Here is a 21,754-nt window from a genome sequence, read left to right as displayed (position 1 = left end):
CGCGCGCAGACAGAACTGTGGCCCCTCAGGTGGAAACCTGAGGGGCCACAGTCCTTGGAGTATCGAGAACAGCTGCAGACTCACCTCACGGCGGGCCTACGGCGTGGCTGACCTAGCCGACGCGGTGGTGCATCCAAACGACGGGACTCTCGTCTCCGGCGATGCGGAAAGGCTCCAACTCGTCGTCCCAAGCCTGCCCAAGCGCGAGGCGCAGCTCACGGTGGAGCTCAGAGGCGTTGCCGCCCGCGATCTCCATCGCGTACCGGACGCGTTCTTCCGGAACCACGACGCCGCCAGAGGCATCCGTCTGGGCATAGTAGATACCAAGCTCAGGCGTGTGCATCCAACGACCGCCATCGACGCCAGGACGCGCGTCCTCGGTGACTTCGAAGCGAAGGTGAGCCCACCCGCGCAGATGCGACGCAATCGCCGCCCCCGCGCCGGGCTCGCCTTCCCAGGTGAACTCCGCACGCAACTGCCCCGGAATGACCGGCTGGTCGATCCAAGGAAGGTTGACGGCGTACCCGAGGGCGCGACCGACACCCCATTCGACGTGCTGGCAAAGCGCCTTAGGAGAGGAGTGCACGTAGAGCACCCCTCCTGCGTTTGGTGCAACCATGAGTTCTCCTCCATTCGTTTGGTGATTCGTCTTCCCCAACGATCACGTGATGAATGGATGCGAACTGCATCGTTTACCAGACGTCGACATTTCTGTCGTCTCTTGAATTATGCCCGACGGCGACGCCGAATGACAAGCCTGTCATTACATTCGACGCCGCCGCCCGAAAGTTCGCCGCTAGGCCGGGTAGCGAACCAGGCCTAGCTCCGCCGGCGCCTGCAGGTAGGCATGCTTGGGCTGCACTCGAACCGTGTAGCCGAGGTGACCCGGAGCGTCCAGCGGCACATCGGCCAGGAACTCCGACGGCCACTCGCTGGCGGGGCGCATCTCCACGATGCGAGCCCCCTGCAGCTCCCCCTGCTCGCCAGGCGTCCCGACGATCGCCTCGACCAGCACGTCGTCCGTGGTGAGCTGCCCGAGCTCCACACGAGCGGACAGGCGGAGGCTCTCCCCGGTCCTCGGAGCCGGGTCCGCTGCTCCCACGGACTCGACCCGAACACTGGGCCAGGCAGCGCGCACCTCGCCCAGCCAGCTGGCGAATGCACGGGTTTCGACCCGATCAGCGGCGATCCGCGCCGAACGCCCCGCTGGGAGGTACAAGTCGTTCACGTAGTCGCGGACCATGCGTTCGGCGGCGACTTTCGGCCCGACGATCGCGATCGAGCGGCGCACCTTCTCGACCCATTCGACGGGCAGGCCGCGCTCGTCACGATCGTAGAAGAGCGGGGCGATCTCATGCTCGAGGATGTCGTAGAGGGCCCCGGCCTCGAGCGCGTCCCGGGTGTGCTCGTCGACACCGCTCGTGTCCGGGATGGTCCAGCCGACGCTGTCATCCGCCATCTCGTCCCACCAGCCGTCGGAAATCGAGAAGGTCAGGCAGCCGTTCATGACGGCTTTCATCCCCGAGGTCCCCGAGGCTTCCTGTGGACGCACGGGATTGTTGAGCCAGACGTCGCTCCCGGCTACGAGGTGCCTGGCGATCGTGACGTTGTAGTCGGGCAGGAACACGATGCGATCCCGCACACCCGCCTCGTCCGCGAACGCGACGAGCTGCTGCAGGAGCTGCTTGCCGCCCATATCGGCTGGATGCGCTTTGCCGGCGATCACGAACTGCACGGGCCGCTCGGGATTGTTCAGGATTCGCGCCAGCCGTTCCCGGTCCTGGAGCATCAGCGTCAGGCGCTTGTAGGTCGAGACCCGGCGCGCGAAGCCGACGGTGAGCCGGCTGGGATCGAGGACGTCCCTGACCCAGCCGAGCTCCGCATCCTGCGCACCGCGTGCCTTCCACGACGCGCGCACGGAGTCGCGCGCGCGACCCACCAGCTCGGCACGCAGTTCGCCGCGGATGCGCCACAGCTCTTCAGCGCTGACCGCGCCGGGGTTGTCCCAGGTGTTGGAGGTGGCCAGGTCCGGCCCGCCGTTCATCGCCTCGATGACTGGCATCATCGCCGGTCGGGTCCAGCTCGGGATGTGCACGCCGTTGGTGATGGAGCCGATCGGCACCTCCTCGGGTTCCACACCCGGGTAGAGCTTCGCGAACATGCCACGTGAGACGACGCCGTGGAGCTTGGCGACGCCGTTGGCGTACTGGGCGAGCCGGAGGCCGAGGTGCGCCATGTTGAAGCGACCTGGATCGTCTTCCGCTCCCAGGTCCATGATGCGGGCAGCGGGGACCTCGGGCACAAGGGTGTGGCCGCCCGACGAGCCCAGGTAGCGCTGGACGAGGTGCGCATCGAATCGGTCGATGCCTGCGGGAACCGGCGTGTGCGTCGTGAAGACAGTGCTCGAGCGGACGATCGCCAGGGCCGTGTCGAACGTCTCGCCGTCAGCCATGAGCTGCCCGATCCGCTCGATCCCCGAGAAGCCGGCGTGGCCCTCGTTGAGGTGGAAGACCGTCGGCTGCCGACGTCCGCGAAGTTCCGCGTAGGCCTGAACTGCGCGAACACCACCGACGCCCAGCACGATCTCCTGGCGGATGCGGTGCTCCGCGTCACCACCGTAGAGACGGTCGGTGATCGCGCGGAAGTCCTCGGGGTTCGTCGGCAGGTTCGTGTCGAGCAGCAGCAGAGGCACGCTCCCGACCTGCGCCTCCCAGAGGGCGATGTCGAGGGATCTCCCGTCGGGGAAGCCGAGCGCTACATGTACCTGCTGCCCCTCGGCGTCAAGCACGGGGTCGACCGCGAGATCCGTCGGAGGATGCTCCGTGTACGCCTCCTGCTGCCAGCCTTCCCGGGAGAGCGTCTGCGAGAAGTACCCGTAGGTGTAGAGGAGTCCGATGCCGATGACGGGCGCACCGAGATCGCTCGCACTCTTGAGATGGTCGCCGGCGAGCACGCCGAGGCCCCCGGAGTAGACGGGCAGCGATTCGGTGATGCCGAACTCCATGGAGAAGTAGGCGACGCTCGTGCCCTCGTCTTCGCTCGCGCGGGTGCGCTCGTGGAACCAGCGGTCGCTCTGGAGGTAGGCGGCCAGGTTCTCGGCCTCCTGTCCGAGACGGGCGAGGAACGCGTCGTCAGCGGCGAGCTCGGCGGCCCGCGACGCTGAAAGTGAGCGCAGCATCACGACCGGATTGCGGCCGCACACGCGCCACAACCGCTCGTCGATGCCCGCGAAGAGTCGCTCGGCGCTCGGGCGCCAAGACCAGCGGAGGTTCTTCGCAAGTAGCCTCAGAGCGGCGAGCTCATCGGGGAGGACAGTGGATACGGGCAGCGAGTCGTAGGCCTTCACGCGGTACAGCGTAGCCCCACAACGCGCGCTTGCAGCGTCGCGCGAGTGAACGTCAGTGAACGGAAGAAGTGACCGACGCGATGATCTCTCGTGCGGCGGCTGCGCGCCCCTGGAGGTCCTGCCAGATCCATGCGGCAGACCTCGCATCGACCGGCACGAAGCTCGTCAGCGTGCCGGTGGGATTCGAGATGCGCACCTCGTAGCCGCCGACGACCCTGTCCTCTTTGACGAGCAGGAAGAGCAGGCTGAAGATCGTCAGGACGAAGAAGCCCGCGATGGCGACGATGATCGCCCACGTGGGGATCGCCCGCTCGACTCGCGACATGTTCGTGACGAAGACCGTTGAGCCCGCGGTCGGCAGCGAGCCGTAGGGACCGGCGATGCGATCGCGAGACACCTCGAGTTCGCCGAGGAACACTCGGTCGAGATTCTGCTGCTGGTTCTCGATGGGCAGTGGGGTGCTGGTCATGATCGTCCCTTCCTCGACTTCCAGAAGGCTACGTGGCGCACCTGACCGAGCGCGTCATCACCTGGTCTGATCTTCTGGGCGCCCGCACCCGGCGGTTGTCAGGAGCGGATCTGACCGTCGCCCGTGACGACCCACTTCGTCGTCGTGAGCTCCTCGAGCCCCATGGGCCCACGTGCGTGCAGCTTCTGCGTCGAGATGCCCAGTTCTGCGCCGAGACCGAACTGGCCGCCATCGGTGAAGCGAGTCGACGCGTTGACGATCACAGCGGCCGCATCCACCTCGGCGGTGAACCGCTCTGCCGCCTGCAGCGAGCTCGTGACGATCGCCTCCGTGTGACCCGTGCTGAACTCGCGGATGTGCTCGAGGGCCTGGTCGAAGTCGTCGACGACTCGCACTGCGATCTCGTAGTCGAGGTACTCAGTCGCCCAGTCCTCGTGCGTCGCCTCGTGGACTTCGATGCCGCCCGGGGCGGCCGACCGCGTGCGCTCGTCGCCGTGCAGACGAACCCCGCGCTGGTTCAGCTCGGAGAGCGCGCCAGGAAGGAATGCGGCGGCGGCATCTGCGTGCACGAGCAATGTCTCGGCCGCGTTGCAGACCCCGACCCGATGCGTCTTGGAGTTGATGATGATGTCGAGGGCCATGTCGAGCTCGGCCGAGCTGTCGACGAAGACGTGGCAGTTGCCGACCCCTGTCTCGATGACGGGGACACGGGACTCGCGGACCACGGTCTGGATGAGCCCAGCCCCGCCGCGCGGGACGACGAGGTCGACATGGCCGCGGGCGCGCATGAGCGCGCGCGCTCCGGCTCGCCCGTACTCGTCGATGGACTGCACCAGGTCGGCGGGCAGCCCGTAGGCCTCGAGTGCCGCGCGCATCGTGCCGATGATGGCTTCGTTCGAGGACTCGGCCGCAGATCCGCCACGCAGCATCACCGCGTTGCCGCTCTTCAAGGCGAGGCCCGCGACATCGACGGTCACGTTCGGACGTGCCTCGTAGATGACGCCGATGACGCCCATGGGCACGCGCAGCTGACGCAGCCGGAGGCCGTTCGCGAGTGTCGACCCACGGACGACTGCCCCAACCGGGTCCGGAAGCGCCGCGACCTCGCGGAGCGAGTCTGCGATCGCGCGGATGCGTGCGTCGTCGAGCGCGAGCCGGTCGAGAAGTCCCGCGGACATACCGGAGGCACGCCCTCGCTCGAGGTCGAGGGCATTGCCGGCGAGGATCTCCGGACTGGCGGCCACGAGCGCGTCGGCGAGCGCGAGGAGCGCACCGTCCTTCTGCGCGCGCGTCGCCCGCGCCAGGACCCGGGACGATGCTCGTGCGCGTCCGGCGAGCTCGACGATCGCGGCTGTCGCCGCCTCGTCCGCATCACCCTGGTCGGCCGTTTCCGCGCGCTCACCCTGCAAGATCGTCATGACAGTGCATTCTATGCGGCGCGGGAGCCCGTCAGCCCGCTGCACCCGACTCAGCTGACGCGGAGCCCCTTCGGGCGCACCAGCACGAGGTCGTCACGGTGGATGACCTCGCGGTCGTACCCTGAGCCCAGCGATGCGCGGAGCGCGCTCGAGGACTGCCCGAGCATGTCCGGGATCTCGACGGCATCGAAGCCGGTGAGGCCGCGCGCGATCACGGAACCGCTCCTGGAGACGAGCTCGACGGGGTCACCCGCGACGAACTCGCCTTCGACGCCGACGATGCCTGCCGCGAGGAGGGAGGCGCGGCCGCCGAGGACGGCATCCACGGCACCGTCGTCGAGGACGATCTTCCCCTGCACACGTGCCGCGTGCGCGATCCACAGGCGTTTCCGCGACGCTCGCTTCCCAGTGGGCGCGAACCATGTCCCGACGCGCTCCCCCGCGATCGCCGGTCGTGCGTTGTCCGCCTTCGTCAGGACGACGGGGATGCCCGACCCCGTGGCGATCGACACCGACTCGAGCTTCGTGAGCATGCCGCCCGTTCCGACGTCGCTTCCCCTCCCGGACACCTCGATGCCCTCGAGGTCGCTCGGGCCGAGCACCTCCGAGATGCGCCGTGTGCCCTCCCTCGTGGGCGGTCCGTCGTAGAGGCCGTCGACGTCGGTGAGCAGCACGAGCGCGTCGGCACCGACGAGCTGCGCGACCAGCGCCGCGAGACGGTCGTTGTCACCGAAGCGCAGCTCATCGGTCACGACGGCATCGTTCTCGTTCACGATAGGGACGACGCCGAGTCGGAAGAGCCGCTCGAGCGACCGCTGCGCGTTCTTGTAGCGCGTTCGGCGCACCGTGTCCTCCGCGGTGAGCAGGATCTGCCCAACCGTGATCGCCCGGTCGGCGAAGGCCTCCGCGTACCTGGCCACGAGCATCCCCTGTCCAACGGATGCGGCCGCCTGAGCCGTCGCGACGTCACGCGGTCTCGAGGGCAGCCCGAGTGGGCCGATACCCGCGGCAACTGCGCCAGAGGTCACGAGCAGGGTCTGCAGGCCGCTCTCGTGACGGTCGGCGATCACCTGCACCAGCTTGCGGAGCGCATCGAGGTTGAGGTGTCCGTCGGCGCCGGTCAGCGATGAGGACCCGATCTTGACCACGATGCGGTGGGCGGTCGAGAGCTGAGCACGGGCGGCGATCGGATGCATCCGCCTATTCTCCCCTGATCCTCGGCGCGTGCCGAATTGCGTCGCGAAACGTCGCGGGCACGATGGGATGACGGCGCCGCGCTCTCGCGCAGCGCCGCCTCACTCAGCTGGCCGCGGGGGCGGCGCCCAGCTCCTTCTTCCGCGCCGCGGCCTCGGCCTTCCGGTCCGCTCGCGCCGCCCGCTTCGCGGCTCGGCGATCGGCGCGCCGCTCCACGCTCGAGTAGAGCACGGGGACGAGCACCAGCGTCAGCAGCGTGGAGCTGATCAGACCGCCGATGACGACGATGGCGAGCGGCTTCGAGATGAAGACCCCGCCACCGGTGAGCCCCAGCGACATCGGGATGAGCGCGAAGATCGTCGCGGCGGCCGTCATGAGGATCGGCCTGAGGCGAAGCCTGGTGCCGTGCACGATCGCGTCATGCACGCTCGCTCCGCGCTCCCTGATGTGGTTGATGAGGTCGATCAGCACGATCGCGTTGGTCACCACGATGCCGATCAGCATCAGCAGGCCGATGAGCGACGGGAGCCCGAGCGGCGTGTCCGTGAGCAGCAGGAGCGCGACAGCTCCCGTGGCCGCGAACGGCACCGAGACGAGCAGGATCAGCGGCTGCATGAGGCTGCGGAACGTCGCCACCATGATGAGAAACACGAGGACGATCGCAAGCAGCATCGCCATGCCGAGCTGCTCGAACGACTCGCTCTGGTCGGCCGATGCGCCACCGACCGCGAACGTGACGCCTGCCGGCAATGCGAGGCCGTCGGTCGCCGCGTACACGGACTGCGTGACGGTTCCCAGCTGACCCTCCGCTGGCGTGATCGAGACCGTCACCTGACGCGCACCGTCGTTGCGGGTGATCGCACTCGGCGTCGCCTCCTCGCGCACCGCGGCGATGTCGCCGAGGCGGATGGGCGTTGCCTTCGTGTCGGCGAGCCCCTCCTGCCTGGCCTGCGTCTCCTCCGCCTCGAGCGTCTGCGCCGCCATGTCCTCCTGCGCCTTGACGGCCGCGTCGACACCGGCGTTCGCCTGCTCGATACCCGACTCCGCTTGCGCGATCGCCTCGGTGAGCGCCGCGATCTGCGCATCGCGCTCGGCCTGCGCTGCCTGCTCCGGCGTCATCGCAGAACCGACTTCGGGGGTCATCGGCGTCAGCGGGGCTGTCTGCAGGGTCGCAAGCTGCGTCTGCAGCTCTGCGAGCTGAGACGAGACCGTGTCTCGCGCCTCGACGGCGTCGTCGACCGTCTGCTGCATCTGCTCGACCGCCTCAGCCTGCTGCTCTTCGGCCTTCGCCTCCTGCTCGTCCGCGAAGGCATCCGTCGCATCCTGGATGGCGCGCTGCTGCTGGACCGCGGTCACCGGAAGCTGCATGAGCGCAAGCTGGTCAAGCGCGACGGCGCCCTGGGTCGGAGCGATCACGATGTCCCGGTCGACGCCTTCGAGGCGGACGGATCCGAGCGGGGTTCCGTTGAGGGCGGCGGAGACCGCCTGGCCGACCGTGGCCTGCGTGTAGCCGAAGCCCGCGGCCTTGCTGCGGTCGACGTCGACGACGACGACGTTCCCTCCAGTGCTGAGGTCGTTCGTGACCGCGGTCACGCCAGGCAGATCCTTGACCGCGTCTCCGAGCTGCGTCGCGGCTTGGCTGAGGGCGTCCGCGTCGTTGCCCTGGATCGCGAGCTGCACGTCACTCGCCAGCGCAGACGAAGCGGCGGTCGTCACGGTCACTTCACCGACGTCGCTCAGTCCGCCGAAGTCAGTTCTGAGGCTGTTCGCGACGGTTTCCGCATCCTGCCCCTCGACAGGGATCACGGTGATCGAGGTGTCTCCCCCGCCACCACCGAAAGCGCTCGCCCCGCCGGCCCCGATCGAGCTGACGAACGTCTCGACGCTGTCCTTCGTGGCGATGACAGCCTCGAGCTTCTCCGCGCCCGCCAGGCTCTGCTCGATGGTCGTGCCCTGTGCGAGCTTCTGCTCGACCACGATGGTCTCGTCGCCCATGCTGCCGAGGAAATCACTGCGAAGGGCGGTCGCCCCGACACCGGTGAGGAGCAGGAGCGCGAGCGCGGCCGCGACCGTGCGGCGGGGGTGGCGCAGCGTCGCATCGAGAATCGGGACGAAGGCGCGCTGCAGGCCGTCATACGGCGACCCCTCCTCGCCATCGCCTCGCGCCTGGACCACACCGGTGACGGTGGTGGGGACCGTCAGGAGCGTCTTCCCGCGCGCTTCGCGGTTCGCGTTCTTCGCGTCGAGCTTCGCCGCCTGGCGTGCCCGGCGGCGCTCGGCAGACTCCTCCTGCCGTTCGGTCCACGCTGCGTGCGTCGCTCGAGCCCGGATGAACCGCTCCCGCTTCATGGGCTTCGACGGGCGACGGAGCATCCAGTAGGCGAAGACGGGCACGATGGTGAGCGCGACGACCAGGGAGGCCACGAGGGCGATCGAGACCGTCAGAGCGAACGGCTGGAACAGCTGGCCGACGATATCCCCGACGAACGCGATGGGCAGGAACACGGCGACCGTCGCGAGCGTCGACGCCGTGATGGCGCCTGCCACCTGGCCGACGGAGCCGACGATGCCCTCGATCGTGAGGGGGCCGGTCCCCTGCCTTCGCTTGATGTTCTCGATCACGACGATCGAGTCGTCGACCACGCGACCCACGGCGATCGTGAGCGCTCCGAGCGTCAGGATGTTCAGCGAGTACTCACCCACGTTGAGGCCGACCATCGTGATGAGCAGCGACATCGGGATGGAGATCGCGGCGACGATGGTCGAACGGAACGAGGCGAGGAACAGGAAGATGACGAGGACGGCGAAGATCAGGCCCAACCCGCCCTCCACCGAGAGATCGTGGATCGACTGCTCGATGTACGGCGCCTGGTTCTCGATCTCCGTGAAGACGACGTTGGACGTAAGTGTCGGCGTGAGCTCGGCGAGCTTCTCGGTCACTCCGTGAGCCACGGAGACGGTGCTCGCGTCGGCGGCCTTGGTGACGCTGAGCGTCAGGGTCTCCGCACCGTTGACGCGGGAGATCGACGTCGCGGGGATCTCCTTGACGTCGACATCCGCGAACTGCGAGAGCAGGACCGTCGAGTCCTCTGTGGTGAACGGCAGGGCGCGGATGGCATCGAGCGTGTCGAGCTGCGAGCCGACCTGCACGGAGATCTCGCCGCTGCCGCCCGTCACGTCGCCCGCCGGGAGCACAAGACCCGCCGCCGTCAACGTCGGCTCGATCGTCGCCGTGTCGATCTCGAGAGCATCCACGTCGGCTTGGCGGAGATTGATCTCGACGCGCTCTTCGCGCGCCCCGGAGACCTCGACGTTCTGGACCCCGTCGACCTGCGAGAGGGCAGGCACCACGGTGTCGGTCATCGTCTTCGACAGGGTGGCCGTATCAGCATCCGACGACACACCGAGCGTGAGCACCGGCAGGGCATCGAGCGAGAACGTCATGAGCTCAGCCGTCGATGACTCAGGACGCTGGGACTCCGTCGACTCGACGGCGGAGCGCAGCTCGGCCTCGACCTGCGTCTTGTCCGCGTCGAAGCTCCACGCGACGACGATCTGGGCAAAGCCCTCCGAGGTCGTCGAGGTGACCGACTGCACCTCCGAGACCGCGCGCAAGGCGTTCTCGATCGGCTCGGTGACCTCCGACACCATCACATCGGGAGAAGCGCCGTCGAGTGTCGCCGTCACGAAGCCCTGGGGGATCTCCATCGACGGCATGAGCTCCTGCTTGAGCTGGGCCGTCGAGATGATCCCCGCGGCTGCGATCGCCGCCGTGAGCAGTCCGATCAGAATTCGATACTTGAGACTCAGACGGGTGAGCACAGACACAGAGGGCCCTTTCGACGCGATACGACGCCGAGCGGTGACCTGGCGCTCCTCAATCCTGTCGCCGGGGTGATTCCTCTGAATCGCCCGAAAGGACGGGTTCCGTCTGCCCTATGCCCTACTTGAGGCTGATCTTTGACCGAAAGGCCACCCCGGCGCGGCGGGAAGAGCGCGGCTCTGGTAGTGGGCCGACCGGCGGATCAGGCGTGCGTGGCACCACGTCCCGGGTTCGCGAGCGTCACCCGGTGGACCGCCCACATCTCGCGGACGCGGTCGACGATGCTCCTGCCGTCGTTCAGATCGTCGATCAGCAGCTGGATGCCGACCAAGTTCGCGAGGATCTGCCACGCGGCCGCATCTACGTCGATGTCATCCCGGAGCGCACCGGACTCACGCGACGCCTGGAGGGCCTCCTTCGTCACTTCGAGCCACCGGTCGAACGGGCGGGGCAGCTCTTCCTCGATGAGCTCCCGCTCACGGACGAGCCTGATCGTCGCGCGGATGAGCGCATCGGACTGGAAGCGCTCTGCGATGCGGATCATCAGGGACTCGAGCTCGTCGAGCGACAGGCCGCGAGCACGAGACGCCGCGATCTCCTCATCCCACATGACCGTCCAGCTCACCGTGACTGCCTGCGCGAGCAGCGCCTTCGTCGGGAAGTGGAAGTACACAGTTCCCTTGGTCATGCCGAGTCGATCAGAGATGTCGCTGAGCACTGTCGCGGCGTATCCGTTTGCCTCGAACTCGAGCGAGGCGGCCTCGAGAAGCGCCTGCCTCGTCTGCGCTCGCTGTTCAGCTCGCTTCATCATCCCCTGCTTTTCGTGCATGCAGGATCGACGTCGACCCCGCTTGTGGGGCACCAGTCTAGACCTGCGCACACCCCGACCATCGGCCTGCCGCACGCGGGAGCGAATTCTGGCTAGAATCGACAGCGCTTGGGGCGGTAGCCAAGCTGGTTAAGGCATCCGGCTCATAACTGGACGATGCGTGGGTTCGAGTCCCACCCGCCCTACTCTCCTCTGTTCGGCACTCCCTGTCGGAGCGCCCGCGTGGCACGATGGTGGCATGATCGTTGCCTTCTCTGTCGCCCCCAGCGGAACTCCGAGCCCCAACGCCCCTTCACCGGGTGAGGGCGACGCCTCGCTGCACAACGCGGTGGCAGCAGCCGTCGCGGTCGTGCGCGAGTCCGGGCTCCCCAACCGCACCGACTCGATGTTCACGACGATCGAGGGCGAGTGGGACGAGGTCTTCGCCGTCGTCAAAGCGGCCACCGAGGCCGTCGGCCAGTTCGGCAGCCGGGTCTCCCTGGTGCTGAAGGCGGACATCCGGCCCGGGCACACGGGCGAGCTCGATGGAAAGGTCGAGCGCCTGGAAGCGGCCCTCGAGGCGCGCGAGGCCCAGTCGAGGTAGCCGGCGTCAGCTGACCGCGCGGATGCCGGGACCCGTCGCGGACTCCGCCCGGTCGTCTGGCGTGCTGATCTGCGCCCAGATCTCGTCAAGCGAAACGGACAGCACCCCCGCGATAGCGGCGATCGTCGTGAACGCCGGCGTCGCGACTCGGCCAGATTCGATCTTGCGAAGCGTCTCGGGCGAGACGCCGGCGTCGAGTGCCACGCGCAGCATCGATCTGTTCCCCCGAGTTCGTCGTAGGAACTCGCCGAGACGCTCCCCGCGCTCGATCTCATCGGGGCTGAGCGGCAGTCTGACCATGACCCGATACTAATCCGGTATATCTTTACCGGGATACTTATTGGGGCGCTTTCGCGTCGGACTACGGAAGGCACCGCATGATCGAGATCCTCAACGACGAAGAGCTGGCGCGGGCGGCAGTCACCGGGCAGCTGGTCGGGTCGATCCTGCAGGGGCTCAGATCGAGGGTCAGAACTGGGACCAACCTGCTCGAGATCGACCGGTGGGCCAGGTCGATGATCCTCGAAGCGGGGGCGAGCTCCTGCTACGTCGACTACGAGCCATCCTTCGGGCGCGGGCCGTTCGGCCACTACATCTGCACAGGGGTGAACGACGCCGTGCTGCACGCCAAGCCTCGCGACTACCGTCTCGCTGACGGGGACCTTCTCACACTCGACCTGGCCATCGTCAAGGACGGGGTAGCGGCTGACGCCGCGATCAGCTTCATCGTCGGCTCGACGCGGGACGCCGGTGACGAAGCGCTCATCGCCGTCACGGAGCGAGCCCTCGCGGCTGCCATCGACGTCGCACGCCCCGGTGCTCGAATCGGCGACCTCTCACACGCGATCGGCACGGTGCTCGCGTCGGCGGGCTACAACATCAACATGGAGTTCGGTGGACACGGCATCGGCTCCACCATGCATCAGGATCCGCACGTCGCGAACAACGGCCGACCGGGCCGCGGAGTGCGTCTCCGCCGTGGCATGCTGCTCGCCATCGAACCGTGGGTCATGGCCGACACCGGCGAGCTCGTCACGGACGACGACGGCTGGACGCTCCGCAGCGTGACGGGATGCCGAACCGCCCACTCCGAGCACACGATCGCGATCCTCGAAGACGGGCCACGCATCCTGACCCTCCCCGCCGGGCCGGTCGACTGACGAACGCCCGAGCGGTCAGTCGAGCGAGTGGTCCTGCTCGTTCACCGAGTCACGGGCGACGTCCTTGACGGAGGCGCCCCGGTAGAGGCGCTCGAAGAGCTCGAGCGTGCGGTCGATGTCGTGCATACGAACGAGGTCGAGACCCGTCCTCCCCATCTCCTCACGCTCGGCGTCCGAGAGCGACAGCACCTTCGCGAGCTTGTCCGCGAGGTCACGCTCGTTGTTCGGCTCGAAGAGGAAGCCGTTCTCGCCGTCGTGCACGAGGTGCGGAAGCGCCATGGCGTCGGCTGCGACAACCGGCAGGCCGGAGGCCATCGCCTCCATGGTCGCGATCGACTGCAGTTCGGCGATCGACGGCATCGCGAACACCGAGGCGCGCGTGTACATGCGACGAAGCTCCTGGTCGCTCAGATAGCCGTGGAACGTGACCCGATCGGCGAGACCAAGCTGCTTGGCGAGCGACTGAAGATTCTTCTTCTGGTCTCCACCACCGACGATGTCGAGCTGCACGTCAGGGGGCAGCAGAGTGAGCGCGCGCAAGAGCACGTCGATCTTCTTCTCGCCCGTCACACGGCCGACGAAGAGGATGCGTTTGGCTTCTCGCGCCGAGAAGTCGAAGGCGTAGTCGGAGGTCCGGATGCCGCACGAGATCGCGAGCACGTCGGAGATCCCCCCGTTTGCCTCCAGGAAGTCGGCGGCACGCCGCGTCGGGGTCGTGATCGCCGTCGCGCGCCCGAGCGTCGAGCGAGCGTCGTTCCACCAGATCCTGGCCGCGAGGCCACGCAGAGCCTGCGGCAGCAGGGAGTGGTCGACGAGGTTCTCGATCATCAGGTGGTTCGTGCCGATGATGCGGATGCCGCGTTTCTCCGCCTCGATCGCCACCCCGCGGCCGATGATGACCGCCGACTGGAAGTGGACGACGTCGGGACGCACCTCGTCGACGACCCGCTGCGACTCGGAGCGGATGCGCCACGGGGGTGCGTAGCGCAGCCAGTCGTGGGCCCACCACCGGTGCGAGCGGAGGCGGTGAGCGGTGATGTTCTGCCCGTCGTACTGCTCGGTCCAGGTTCCGTGGCGGCGGCTGGCGGCGGGCACCATGACGTGCACGTCGTGCCCCCTGGCCGCCATGCCGGAAGCGAGGTGCTCGGTGAACTTCGCGGCGCCGTTGACGTTGGGCGTGAAGGTGTCCCCTGCGATCAGGATCTTGAGCGGCCGCTCGCCGTCAGCTGCGACGGCGGGGGTGCTGCTTGAGTGACCTTCATTCGGCACGGGGTGGTGACCTCGATCTCGTCTGGGGGCTCGCGACAGGGTGTGGTCGTCGCTCGCGGAATCTCACGTCATGCTACTGGCCGCGCTCCGCGAGGGGGCTTCAGCACACGCTGGGGCGCTGCTATTGCTCGATGACTCGGGCCTCCGAGTCGTGGTGGTGCCCTTGGGGGTCCTGCGTGCCACGACCTTCGACGGCATTTCGACGCACGGCCTCGACCTCCGCATCCGTCTGCCCACGTTCGAGCACGAACACGCCCGTGACGGCGATGGCGCCCGAGACGACGAACATGAGGAAGGCGTACCAGGGCGCCGCGTTCGCCTCGCCGAGCACGGCGATGGCGATGCCGACGGCGATGATCGGGTCGATGACGGTGAGGCCGGCGATGACCATGTCCGGCGGTCCCGAGGCGTAGGCGTTTTGGACGAAGTAGCCGCCCACCCCCGTGGCGACGAGCAGCGCGACGAGGCAGATGAGCGTGAGCCATTCGAAGTTGTCGTGCTGGATGCGGTTGATGGTGATCTTCGCGAGCGTCGCGACGAAGCCGTAGATCACTCCGGCGCCAAGAACGTAGATGAGCGCCTTGAACCGCTTGCGCAGGAAGAAGAAGGCGGTGCCGAAGACCACGACGACCACGGCGAGCAGCACGAGGACGGTGGCGACCTGCTCGTCTGAGATCGCGCGCTCCTTCGCGAAGAGCGCCGCGACCGTGACGAAGGCGCCGACGCCGATGATGCAGAGCGCCACCGCGAAGATCTTCACGTTCGGCAGTCGTTGCCTGATGGCGCGAGCTGTGAGCAGTGTCGTCAGGAGCAGCGAGACGACGCCGAGCGGCTGCACCACGATGATCGGCGAGAACACGAACGAGGACAGCTGCATCACGACTGCCAGCCCGAGCATGACCGTGCCGATCACCCAGGAGGGGCGGCTCAGGAGGGCGAGCAGGTGCTTCAGGTTCAGCCCCGCAGCACCGCTCGTGCCGCTCGCTGCCTCGACCTTGCTCACTCCGCGGTGCTGGTACATGGCGCCGAGCGACAGGAACACCGCGCCTATGAGAGCGAGCGGGATGCCGATCATCTGGACCGGACTGAGCCCCGGGAGCACTGCCAGATCACTGAGGGGTGCGATGGTCATGATGGGCAATCCTATTGGGCGGCGCGAGTCAGAGAGGGAGGTTGGCGCGAAGATACGCTGATGGGATGACAACTCTCCCAATTCGCATCTACGGCGAGCCCGTCCTCCACGAGCCCGCAGCCCCGGTGGGCGACATCACCGACGAGATCCGTGAACTCGTCTCGGACATGTTCGAGACGATGGATGCAGCGCCGGGTGTCGGCCTCGCAGGCCCGCAGGTCGGCGTCGGCAAGCGCCTCTTCGTGTACTCGTACGAGGACGCCGACGGGACCATGCATCGCGGTGTCGCCATCAACCCGGAGCTGTACGTGACTCCCGCCGCACCTGAGTCGCTGCTGGAGCTGGACGACGAGCTCGAATCCGAGGGGTGCCTCTCGTTCCCCGGCGAGCGCTACCCATTGCGACGATCGGAGCGTGCGCTCCTGCGTGCGTCCGATCTCGAGGGCGAGCAGTACGAGATCGAGGCAGAAGGCTGGTTCGCGCGCATCCTGCAGCACGAGTTCGACCACCTCAACGGCGTCATCTACGCGGATCGTCTGGAGCACCCCTGGTACAAGGACGCGTTCAAGGTCATGCGCAAGCGAAGCTGGGGCGGGCCCGGCAAGAGCTGGCTGCCTGGGGTCGACGACCTCGAGGGCTGACCCCGCCGGTCAATGTCGGTGGCTCCTGCGAGGGTTCCGACATGACCACAGCGCTGAACGACCCCATCGAGGTCGAACTCGTCGACGAGCTCCCGTCCGTCTTCTGGTGGGAGCGTTTCGCCTACGTCGTGCACGGTCTGCCGCAGGCGTTCTACCGACGCGTGCAGCAACGGTGGTGGACGGGCGAGGGTGACCCGTCTCGCCTCGACACCGAGTTCTGGCGCGTCAGCGCGAAACGTGATGGCTCCGACGGCGAGGCTTCCCTCTTCGACCTGCGAAGGGACCCGGACGGCTGGCGGCTGGTGCTGCGGTGGGAGTGATCCACCCGCGACGTCGTCGAGGCGCCGCGATCTCACACGATGCGCTGCCCGGCCTGCCAGACAGAGTGGGTGAGCTGCATGCCCGGGCGGTAGGCGAGGTGCGTGACCGAGGGCGCGTCCAGCACCTGGAGATCCGCACGAGAGCCTGGCACCAGCGCGCCGACGGGCAGTTCACCCTCGTGTCTCCGGAGCGCGATCGCCCCGCCCATCGTGGCGGACCAGACCGCCTCCTCCACGGTCATCCGCATCTGCAGCACGGCGGTGGTGACACAGAACGCCATCGAGGTCGTGTACGAGGTGCCCGGGTTGCAGTTGCTCGCCAGGGCTACCGTCGAGCCCGCGTCGAGCAGGGCCCTTGCCGGTGGGAACGGCTGCCGTGTCGACAGGTCGCACGCCGGCAGCAGCGTGGCGACGGTGGCCGATGCCCCGAGCAGGTCGATGTCTTCGTCGTCGAGGAAGTTGCAGTGGTCGACGCTCGCGGCCCCCAGCTCAACGGCGAGCTTCACCCCGGGGCCCGGACCGAGCTGGTTGCCGTGGACACGCAGACCCAGCCCTGCATCACGGCCCGCCTGCAGCACAGCACGCGATTGCTCCTCATCGAACGCGCCGCGCTCGCAGAACACGTCCATCCATTTCACGTACGGGCGGACGGCGTCGAGCATCGGGCCCGTGACGAGCCCCACGTAGTCGTCGGCATGCCACCCCGCCGGGACGACGTGGGCGCCGAGGTAGGTGACGTCGTCGGAGATCTCGGCCGCAAGGCGGGCGGAGCGCTCCTCGGTCTCGACGTCGAGCCCATACCCGGTCTTCGTCTCAAGCCAGGTCGTGCCTCCGACATTGGCTGCGCGGACGCGCTCGGCCATGAGCGCCCGCAGCTCCTCACTGCTGGCGGCACGAGTTCGCTCGACTGACACCCTGATGCCGCCGGCCGCGTACGCCTCCCCCGCCATGCGTGCCGCGAACTCGGTCGAACGGTCTCCGGCGAACGCGAGGTGCGTGTGCGAGTCGACCCAGCCCGGAAGCACGGCACGGCCGCCGACGTCGACACGGCGGTCTGCCGCGGGCGCCCGCATGGTCGGACCGATCCACGCAACCCGGTCACCGTCGATGACGAGGGCGGCATCGCTCAGCACGCCATCGTCGCCGTTGGTCGTGAGTTCGCCGATGTTCGTGAACACGGTCGAGGTCATGAGGCTCCTTCGGATCGTGACGCCGGATCGGCGGCGAAGCGCGCGAGCTCGGCGACTGCGTGTGCAAGCCGCGGCCCGTCCCTGCCGCGGTCGTAGACGACGCGCCCGCCCACGATCGTTCGGACCACGTCGCTCCCTGTCCCGGCGAGCAGCAGCTGAGGCGGCATCGAGCCTGCCGTGCGGACCGAGGACGAGTCCACCTCGACGAAGTCGAATGGACCGCCGACCGCGCCGGGCGCTGGGACGCCGAGCGAGGAGTACCCGCCTTGCGTGCCGATCGTCAGCAGCTCCTGCGGTGAGAACCTGCCTCGGGTCTGGGAGCGAAGTCGCTCCCCTGCTTCGAGGCCGCGCAGCTCGAGCAGCGGGTCGACCACCGCGTTCTGGTCGGACCCGACGGCCAGACGTGCGCCGGCTGCGACCAGTTCGGTGGCCGGGCCGATGCCGTCGCCGAGGTCTGCTTCCGTGGTCGGGCAGAACACGGCGTGCACCCCGGTCTCCCCGAGCACCGTGATGTCGTCGTCGGTCAGATGCGTCGCGTGCACAACGCTCAGGCGGCTTGAGAGGGCACCGGCATCCGCGAGCACGTTCGCCGGCGTCCGACCGTAGGCCGTCAGGCTCTGCTCGTTCTCCGCGGCCTGCTCTGAGAGGTGGATGTGGAGTGGCACGTCGGTCGGGAGCCCTCGGACGATGCTGGCGATCGCGTCGGCTGGGACAGCCCGAACCGAGTGGATCGCCGCTCCCAGGAGGACTTCGGGGTGTGTGGATGCGAGGCGGCTTCGCAGACGGAACCACCGCTCGAGCCAGCGCTCTGCGTCCGCGTCTCCGAACCTCCGCTGCTCGGGCGAGAGGTCCGCTCCGATGGACCCCGTCAGGTAGCAGGTGTCGAGCAGTGTCAGGCGGATGCCCGCTGTCCGTGCGGCGTTGGCGAGCGCCAACTCCATGTCGTGGTCAGGGTATGACTCGCCATCCGCGCGGTGGTGCACGTAGTGGAATTCCCCGACAGCCCCCCATCCGTTGGCGACCATCTCGGTGAAACCTGCGGCGGCGATGCGCTCGAAGGCGTGTGGCTCGAGCGCACCCGCCACGGCGTACATCTTGTCTCGCCACGACCAGAAGGTGCCACCGTCTGCGTGTGTGCGCCCCCGCAGCAGGCGGTGGAAGACGTGCGAGTGGGCGTTGCCGAACGCGGGGAAGGCGGTGCCGAGCACGAGGTCGTCGTCCTGCGCGCGCACGCCCACCTGCTCGTCGACCAGCACGCCCGCTTCGTTCTTGAGTCGCACGGACCGCACCGTGTCCGCACCCCGCACGAGTGTGTCGGCCCAGATCCAGCCTTCGTCGAGCAGCCGGAGCGCGGTCCGACGATCGGTCACTCGCCCTCCCACATCGGGACGCGCAGTCCGCGCTCCCTCGCGATGTCGGCGGCGTGCTCGTAGCCGGCATCCACGTGGCGCATGACTCCCGTGCCTGGGTCGTTGGTGAGGACGCGTTCGATCTTCTGCGCCGCGAGATCCGTGCCGTCGGCGACGATGACCTGGCCCGAGTGGATCGATCTGCCGATCCCGACGCCGCCGCCGTGGTGCAGCGACACCCAGGTTGCGCCGGAGGCGGTGTTCAGCAGGGCGTTCAGCAGGGGCCAGTCGGCGATGGCATCCGAACCGTCGTTCATCGACTCGGTCTCGCGGTAGGGCGAGGCGACCGAGCCGGAGTCAAGGTGGTCCCGGCCGATCACGACGGGCGCGGAGAGCTCGCCGGACGCGACCATCTCGTTGAACCTGAGTCCGGCCAGATGACGCTCCTTGTAGCCGAGCCAGCAGATGCGCGCAGGCAGACCCTCGAAGCGCACCTTCTCCCCCGCGGCCTTCACCCAGCGGTGCAGGCGCTCGTCATCCGGGAACAGCTCGAGGATCGCGCGGTCCGTCACGGCGATGTCGGCGGGGTCGCCGGAGAGCGCCGCCCACCGGAACGGGCCGCGCCCCTCCTCGAACTGGGGGCGGATGTGGGCTGGCACGAATCCAGGAAAATCGAACGCCCGCTCGTAGCCGCCGAGTCTCGCCTCCGCGCGAATCGAATTGCCGTAGTCGAAGACCTCGGCCCCGGCATCCTGGAACTCGACCATCGCCTTGACCTGCTTGGCCATGGACGCACGGGCTCGCTCGGTGAAGCCGACCGGGTCTCGCCCGGCCTCGGCCTTCCACTCCTCAACGCCCACCCCCTCGGGGAGGTAGGCGAGTGGGTCGTGCGCGCTCGTCTGGTCGGTGACCATGTCGATCGCGACGCCGCGCTCGAGGAGCAGCGGAAAGATCGTCGCCGCGTTGCCGACGACGCCCACGGAGCGAGGCTGGCGGGCTTCCTTCGCGGCGAGCACACGCTCGATGGCGTCGTCGAGGTCGTGTGTCATCTCGTCGAGGTAGCCGTGCTGGACTCGCCGCTCGAGGCGGCTGGCGTCGACATCCACGATGAGGACGACGCCCTCGTTCATCGTGACGGCAAGGGGTTGCGCGCCTCCCATGCCTCCAGCGCCGCCCGTGAGCGTGAGGGTCCCCGCGAGCGTCCCGCCGAAGCGTTTCTCGGCGGCGGCGGCGAACGTCTCGTAGGTCCCCTGGAGGATCCCTTGCGTGCCGATGTAGATCCAGGATCCCGCCGTCATCTGCCCGTACATCGTGAGGCCAGCTGCCTCGAGGCGCCGGAACTCAGGCCAGTTGGCCCAGTCTCCGACGAGGTTCGAGTTCGCGATCAGCACGCGAGGAGCCCACTCGTGTGTGCGGAAGACGCCGACCGGCTTTCCAGACTGGACGAGGAGCGTCTCGTCGTCTTCGAGTGTCGTGAGCGTGCGAACGATGGCGTCGTACGCCTCCCAGCTGCGTGCGGCTCTGCCCGTGCCGCCGTAGACGACGAGGCTCTCTGGATGCTCGGCCACTTCGGGGTCGAGGTTGTTCATGAGCATGCGAAGCGGTGCCTCGGTCTGCCAGCTCTTCGCGGTCAGCTTCGTGCCGCGTGCTGCCCTGATGTTCTTGTGCGTGTTCATGTTCAGATCCCTTCCTGCGGTGGTGTGCCGAGGCTTCGCTCGATGCTCGCCGCGGCGTCGGTGAGCAGCTCGCCGAAGCGGGCCGCTCTGCTCGGCGTGACTCGGTAGCTCGGCACCAGCAGACTCACCGAACCGAGCACGCGATCATGGAGCTCCACCGGAGCTGCGATCGCGGTGACGTCCGGCTCGATGCCGCGCTCGACCGTCACGTAGCCGAGCGGCGGGGTCTCGCCGCGAAGGACCTGGCCGGACGCGGACCCGTCGAGGGGGATGGTGCGTCCGACCCAGTTCATATGGCGCACCGAGTGCGTGCCCTCGTGGATGGCGATGTACAGCGCCTGCTCCGCATGGCCCTCGACGCACAGGTAGACCGACTCGCCGGTCTTCTCCGCGAGGAGCCTCATTGCGGGCGCAGAGAGCTGCGCGAGGTTGTCGTTCGAGAGGGCTCGCGCTCCGAGCTGGACCATGCGACTCCCCGCGCGGAAGTCTCCTTGGTCGTCGCGGCTCACGAATCCGGCCGATTCCAACGTTCGAAGGAGCCGAAGGGAGGTGCTCGGCGAGAGGTCGGCGAGGCGCGCGCTTTCCGCCAGGCTCAGGCCGTCCCGCTCGCAGACGGACGCGAGGAGGTTCAGTGCTCGTTCGACGGTCCGCGTCGATGATTCGGCCAACGTGACTCCCTCGTCGCAGGCGGGCGCGGTTGCCGACGTCGTGATGCCCGTCGGCCTTGTTGCACTCAGTAAAACGGAGATGTCAATGCATGGCAAGAGGCGTGTTGGATTCGGGCGACCCGGGTTGGTGTTCTGCCCCAACCGCGCTCAGCTGCGCGGGAGAACGACCGCGAACACCCCCCGACCAGCGAAGTCGCGCGAATGATCTGGCGACCCCGAGAAGAGGACCGAGTCGAGGGGGCCCAACGTCTCGTCTCCCGTTTCGAGCGACCCGGCCAGAACGACCACTGCCTCGGCCGCTCGGGGAATCTGCGGCACGGTCCGTGCGACGACGAGCCGGAGTTCCGGCGCGCCATCGGCATACATGAGGTTCAGCACCCGCGAAGACACGGCGGCGGATGCTCCGGTCACGCGCTGCTCACCGGTGAAGCGCACCTGCTCTCCGCTGTTCAACCGCACCTCGTCGCCATCGATCTCGAGACGCACCGCATCGATGGCGAGCTGCACCCGCTGTGTGCTCGGGATGACGGAGAACGCAGCCGGGCCCTCGATCGTTGCGATGCTCAGCGCCCATCCCCCGCCATCCGACATGGCCCGCAGCGTCCGCGTCACGCCTTGTCCGTTGCGCCAGGGCATCGGCTCGAGGTCGTCGTAACGAAGTACACGCGCAGCGGTCATGCATCCATT

Annotated in this window: 19 protein-coding genes and 1 tRNA gene; 5 read left to right on the top strand and 15 right to left on the bottom strand. The window is 67.9% G+C overall.

Going from position 1 to position 21,754, the window contains the following annotated elements; genetic code table 11:
- Positions 1-112: 112 nt before the first annotated feature.
- From HDC34_RS08925 to HDC34_RS08895, 7 genes are all read right to left on the bottom strand, one after another.
- On the bottom strand, positions 113-619 hold the full coding sequence (locus HDC34_RS08925) for a DUF3145 domain-containing protein (protein ID WP_104253399.1): 507 nt from the start codon (positions 617-619) through the stop codon (positions 113-115).
- Between the two features lie 177 nt (positions 620-796).
- Entirely contained in the window at positions 797-3,346 is a 2,550-nt protein-coding gene (gene glgP / locus HDC34_RS08920) for an alpha-glucan family phosphorylase (RefSeq protein ID WP_308807294.1), read from the bottom strand.
- 52 nt (positions 3,347-3,398) lie between these two features.
- Positions 3,399-3,815: a hypothetical protein gene (locus tag HDC34_RS08915; RefSeq protein ID WP_104312075.1), complete on the bottom strand. Its 417-nt coding sequence runs from the start codon at positions 3,813-3,815 to the stop codon at positions 3,399-3,401.
- A 98-nt stretch (positions 3,816-3,913) separates the two neighbouring features.
- A complete protein-coding gene (locus tag HDC34_RS08910; protein WP_179556595.1) occupies positions 3,914-5,233 on the bottom strand; it encodes a glutamate-5-semialdehyde dehydrogenase in 1,320 nt (439 codons plus the stop codon).
- Positions 5,234-5,283: 50 nt separating this feature from the next.
- Positions 5,284-6,429 (bottom strand): glutamate 5-kinase, encoded by a 1,146-nt coding sequence (gene proB / locus HDC34_RS08905; RefSeq protein ID WP_179556594.1) that lies wholly within the window; start codon positions 6,427-6,429, stop codon positions 5,284-5,286.
- A gap of 103 nt (positions 6,430-6,532) precedes the next feature.
- Positions 6,533-10,255: an efflux RND transporter permease subunit gene (locus HDC34_RS08900; protein WP_179556593.1), complete on the bottom strand. Its 3,723-nt coding sequence runs from the start codon at positions 10,253-10,255 to the stop codon at positions 6,533-6,535.
- Between the two features lie 197 nt (positions 10,256-10,452).
- Positions 10,453-11,079, bottom strand: a complete 627-nt coding sequence (locus HDC34_RS08895) for a TetR/AcrR family transcriptional regulator (protein ID WP_179556592.1) — start codon at positions 11,077-11,079, stop codon at positions 10,453-10,455.
- A gap of 110 nt (positions 11,080-11,189) precedes the next feature.
- Here HDC34_RS08895 and HDC34_RS08890 point away from each other — a divergent pair.
- Positions 11,190-11,264: transfer RNA gene (locus HDC34_RS08890), tRNA-Ile, on the top strand.
- Positions 11,265-11,317: 53 nt separating this feature from the next.
- Positions 11,318-11,662 (top strand): thiamine-binding protein, encoded by a 345-nt coding sequence (locus HDC34_RS08885; protein ID WP_179556591.1) that lies wholly within the window; start codon positions 11,318-11,320, stop codon positions 11,660-11,662.
- A gap of 6 nt (positions 11,663-11,668) precedes the next feature.
- Here the strand turns inward: HDC34_RS08885 and HDC34_RS08880 are convergent, their stop codons facing one another.
- A complete protein-coding gene (locus HDC34_RS08880; RefSeq protein WP_179556590.1) occupies positions 11,669-11,962 on the bottom strand; it encodes a helix-turn-helix domain-containing protein in 294 nt (97 codons plus the stop codon).
- Between the two features lie 77 nt (positions 11,963-12,039).
- On the opposite strand from HDC34_RS08880, the gene map reads away from it, so the two are divergent.
- Positions 12,040-12,822: a type I methionyl aminopeptidase gene (gene map / locus HDC34_RS08875; RefSeq protein ID WP_179556589.1), complete on the top strand. Its 783-nt coding sequence runs from the start codon at positions 12,040-12,042 to the stop codon at positions 12,820-12,822.
- Positions 12,823-12,837: 15 nt separating this feature from the next.
- On the opposite strand, the gene HDC34_RS08870 is transcribed toward map, so the two are convergent.
- Complete coding sequence (locus tag HDC34_RS08870) at positions 12,838-14,091, bottom strand: glycosyltransferase (protein ID WP_308807293.1); 1,254 nt, start codon at positions 14,089-14,091, stop codon at positions 12,838-12,840.
- A gap of 121 nt (positions 14,092-14,212) precedes the next feature.
- A complete protein-coding gene (locus HDC34_RS08865; RefSeq protein ID WP_104312083.1) occupies positions 14,213-15,223 on the bottom strand; it encodes a DMT family transporter in 1,011 nt (336 codons plus the stop codon).
- Positions 15,224-15,288: 65 nt separating this feature from the next.
- On the opposite strand from HDC34_RS08865, the gene def reads away from it, so the two are divergent.
- On the top strand, positions 15,289-15,864 hold the full coding sequence (gene def / locus HDC34_RS08860; RefSeq protein WP_104312084.1) for a peptide deformylase: 576 nt from the start codon (positions 15,289-15,291) through the stop codon (positions 15,862-15,864).
- 41 nt (positions 15,865-15,905) lie between these two features.
- Positions 15,906-16,184, top strand: coding sequence for a hypothetical protein (locus tag HDC34_RS08855; protein WP_104312085.1), 279 nt, complete (start codon positions 15,906-15,908; stop codon positions 16,182-16,184).
- A gap of 32 nt (positions 16,185-16,216) precedes the next feature.
- Here HDC34_RS08855 and hutI read toward each other — a convergent pair whose 3' ends face one another.
- From hutI to HDC34_RS08830, 5 genes are all read right to left on the bottom strand, one after another.
- A complete protein-coding gene (hutI, locus tag HDC34_RS08850; protein ID WP_179556588.1) occupies positions 16,217-17,374 on the bottom strand; it encodes an imidazolonepropionase in 1,158 nt (385 codons plus the stop codon).
- Positions 17,371-18,744, bottom strand: a complete 1,374-nt coding sequence (locus tag HDC34_RS08845; protein ID WP_308807292.1) for a formimidoylglutamate deiminase — start codon at positions 18,742-18,744, stop codon at positions 17,371-17,373. The genes hutI and HDC34_RS08845 overlap by 4 nt, the downstream gene beginning before the upstream one ends.
- Positions 18,741-20,399 (bottom strand): urocanate hydratase, encoded by a 1,659-nt coding sequence (hutU, locus tag HDC34_RS08840; RefSeq protein ID WP_179556587.1) that lies wholly within the window; start codon positions 20,397-20,399, stop codon positions 18,741-18,743. The genes HDC34_RS08845 and hutU overlap by 4 nt, the downstream gene beginning before the upstream one ends.
- 2 nt (positions 20,400-20,401) lie before the next feature.
- Entirely contained in the window at positions 20,402-21,067 is a 666-nt protein-coding gene (locus tag HDC34_RS08835) for an IclR family transcriptional regulator (RefSeq protein WP_179556586.1), read from the bottom strand.
- A gap of 147 nt (positions 21,068-21,214) precedes the next feature.
- Positions 21,215-21,745 carry a HutD family protein gene (locus HDC34_RS08830; RefSeq protein ID WP_179556585.1) on the bottom strand — a complete coding sequence of 177 codons (531 nt, stop codon included), beginning with the start codon at positions 21,743-21,745 and terminating at the stop codon, positions 21,215-21,217.
- Between the last annotated feature and the right edge of the window lie 9 nt (positions 21,746-21,754).

This window comes from Pseudoclavibacter sp. JAI123 (assembly GCF_013409665.1).
In the GTDB taxonomy this organism is placed as follows: domain Bacteria; phylum Actinomycetota; class Actinomycetes; order Actinomycetales; family Microbacteriaceae; genus Pseudoclavibacter.
Note: the sequence above shows the minus strand (reverse complement) of the source record. Positions and strands in the feature narration are given on the sequence as shown.

Coding starts and splice junctions, on each gene's coding strand:
- map (WP_179556589.1), top strand. CDS start 12,040: ATGATCGAGATCCTCAACGACGAAGAGCTGGCGCGGGCGGCAGTCACC.
- HDC34_RS08855 (WP_104312085.1), top strand. CDS start 15,906: ATGACCACAGCGCTGAACGACCCCATCGAGGTCGAACTCGTCGACGAG.
- def (WP_104312084.1), top strand. CDS start 15,289: ATGACAACTCTCCCAATTCGCATCTACGGCGAGCCCGTCCTCCACGAG.
- hutU (WP_179556587.1), bottom strand. CDS start 20,399: ATGAACACGCACAAGAACATCAGGGCAGCACGCGGCACGAAGCTGACC.
- hutI (WP_179556588.1), bottom strand. CDS start 17,374: ATGACCTCGACCGTGTTCACGAACATCGGCGAACTCACGACCAACGGC.
- HDC34_RS08885 (WP_179556591.1), top strand. CDS start 11,318: ATGATCGTTGCCTTCTCTGTCGCCCCCAGCGGAACTCCGAGCCCCAAC.
- proB (WP_179556594.1), bottom strand. CDS start 6,429: ATGCATCCGATCGCCGCCCGTGCTCAGCTCTCGACCGCCCACCGCATC.
- HDC34_RS08865 (WP_104312083.1), bottom strand. CDS start 15,223: ATGACCATCGCACCCCTCAGTGATCTGGCAGTGCTCCCGGGGCTCAGT.
- HDC34_RS08915 (WP_104312075.1), bottom strand. CDS start 3,815: ATGACCAGCACCCCACTGCCCATCGAGAACCAGCAGCAGAATCTCGAC.
- HDC34_RS08910 (WP_179556595.1), bottom strand. CDS start 5,233: ATGACGATCTTGCAGGGTGAGCGCGCGGAAACGGCCGACCAGGGTGAT.
- HDC34_RS08880 (WP_179556590.1), bottom strand. CDS start 11,962: ATGGTCAGACTGCCGCTCAGCCCCGATGAGATCGAGCGCGGGGAGCGT.
- HDC34_RS08895 (WP_179556592.1), bottom strand. CDS start 11,079: ATGCACGAAAAGCAGGGGATGATGAAGCGAGCTGAACAGCGAGCGCAG.
- HDC34_RS08830 (WP_179556585.1), bottom strand. CDS start 21,745: ATGACCGCTGCGCGTGTACTTCGTTACGACGACCTCGAGCCGATGCCC.
- HDC34_RS08925 (WP_104253399.1), bottom strand. CDS start 619: ATGGTTGCACCAAACGCAGGAGGGGTGCTCTACGTGCACTCCTCTCCT.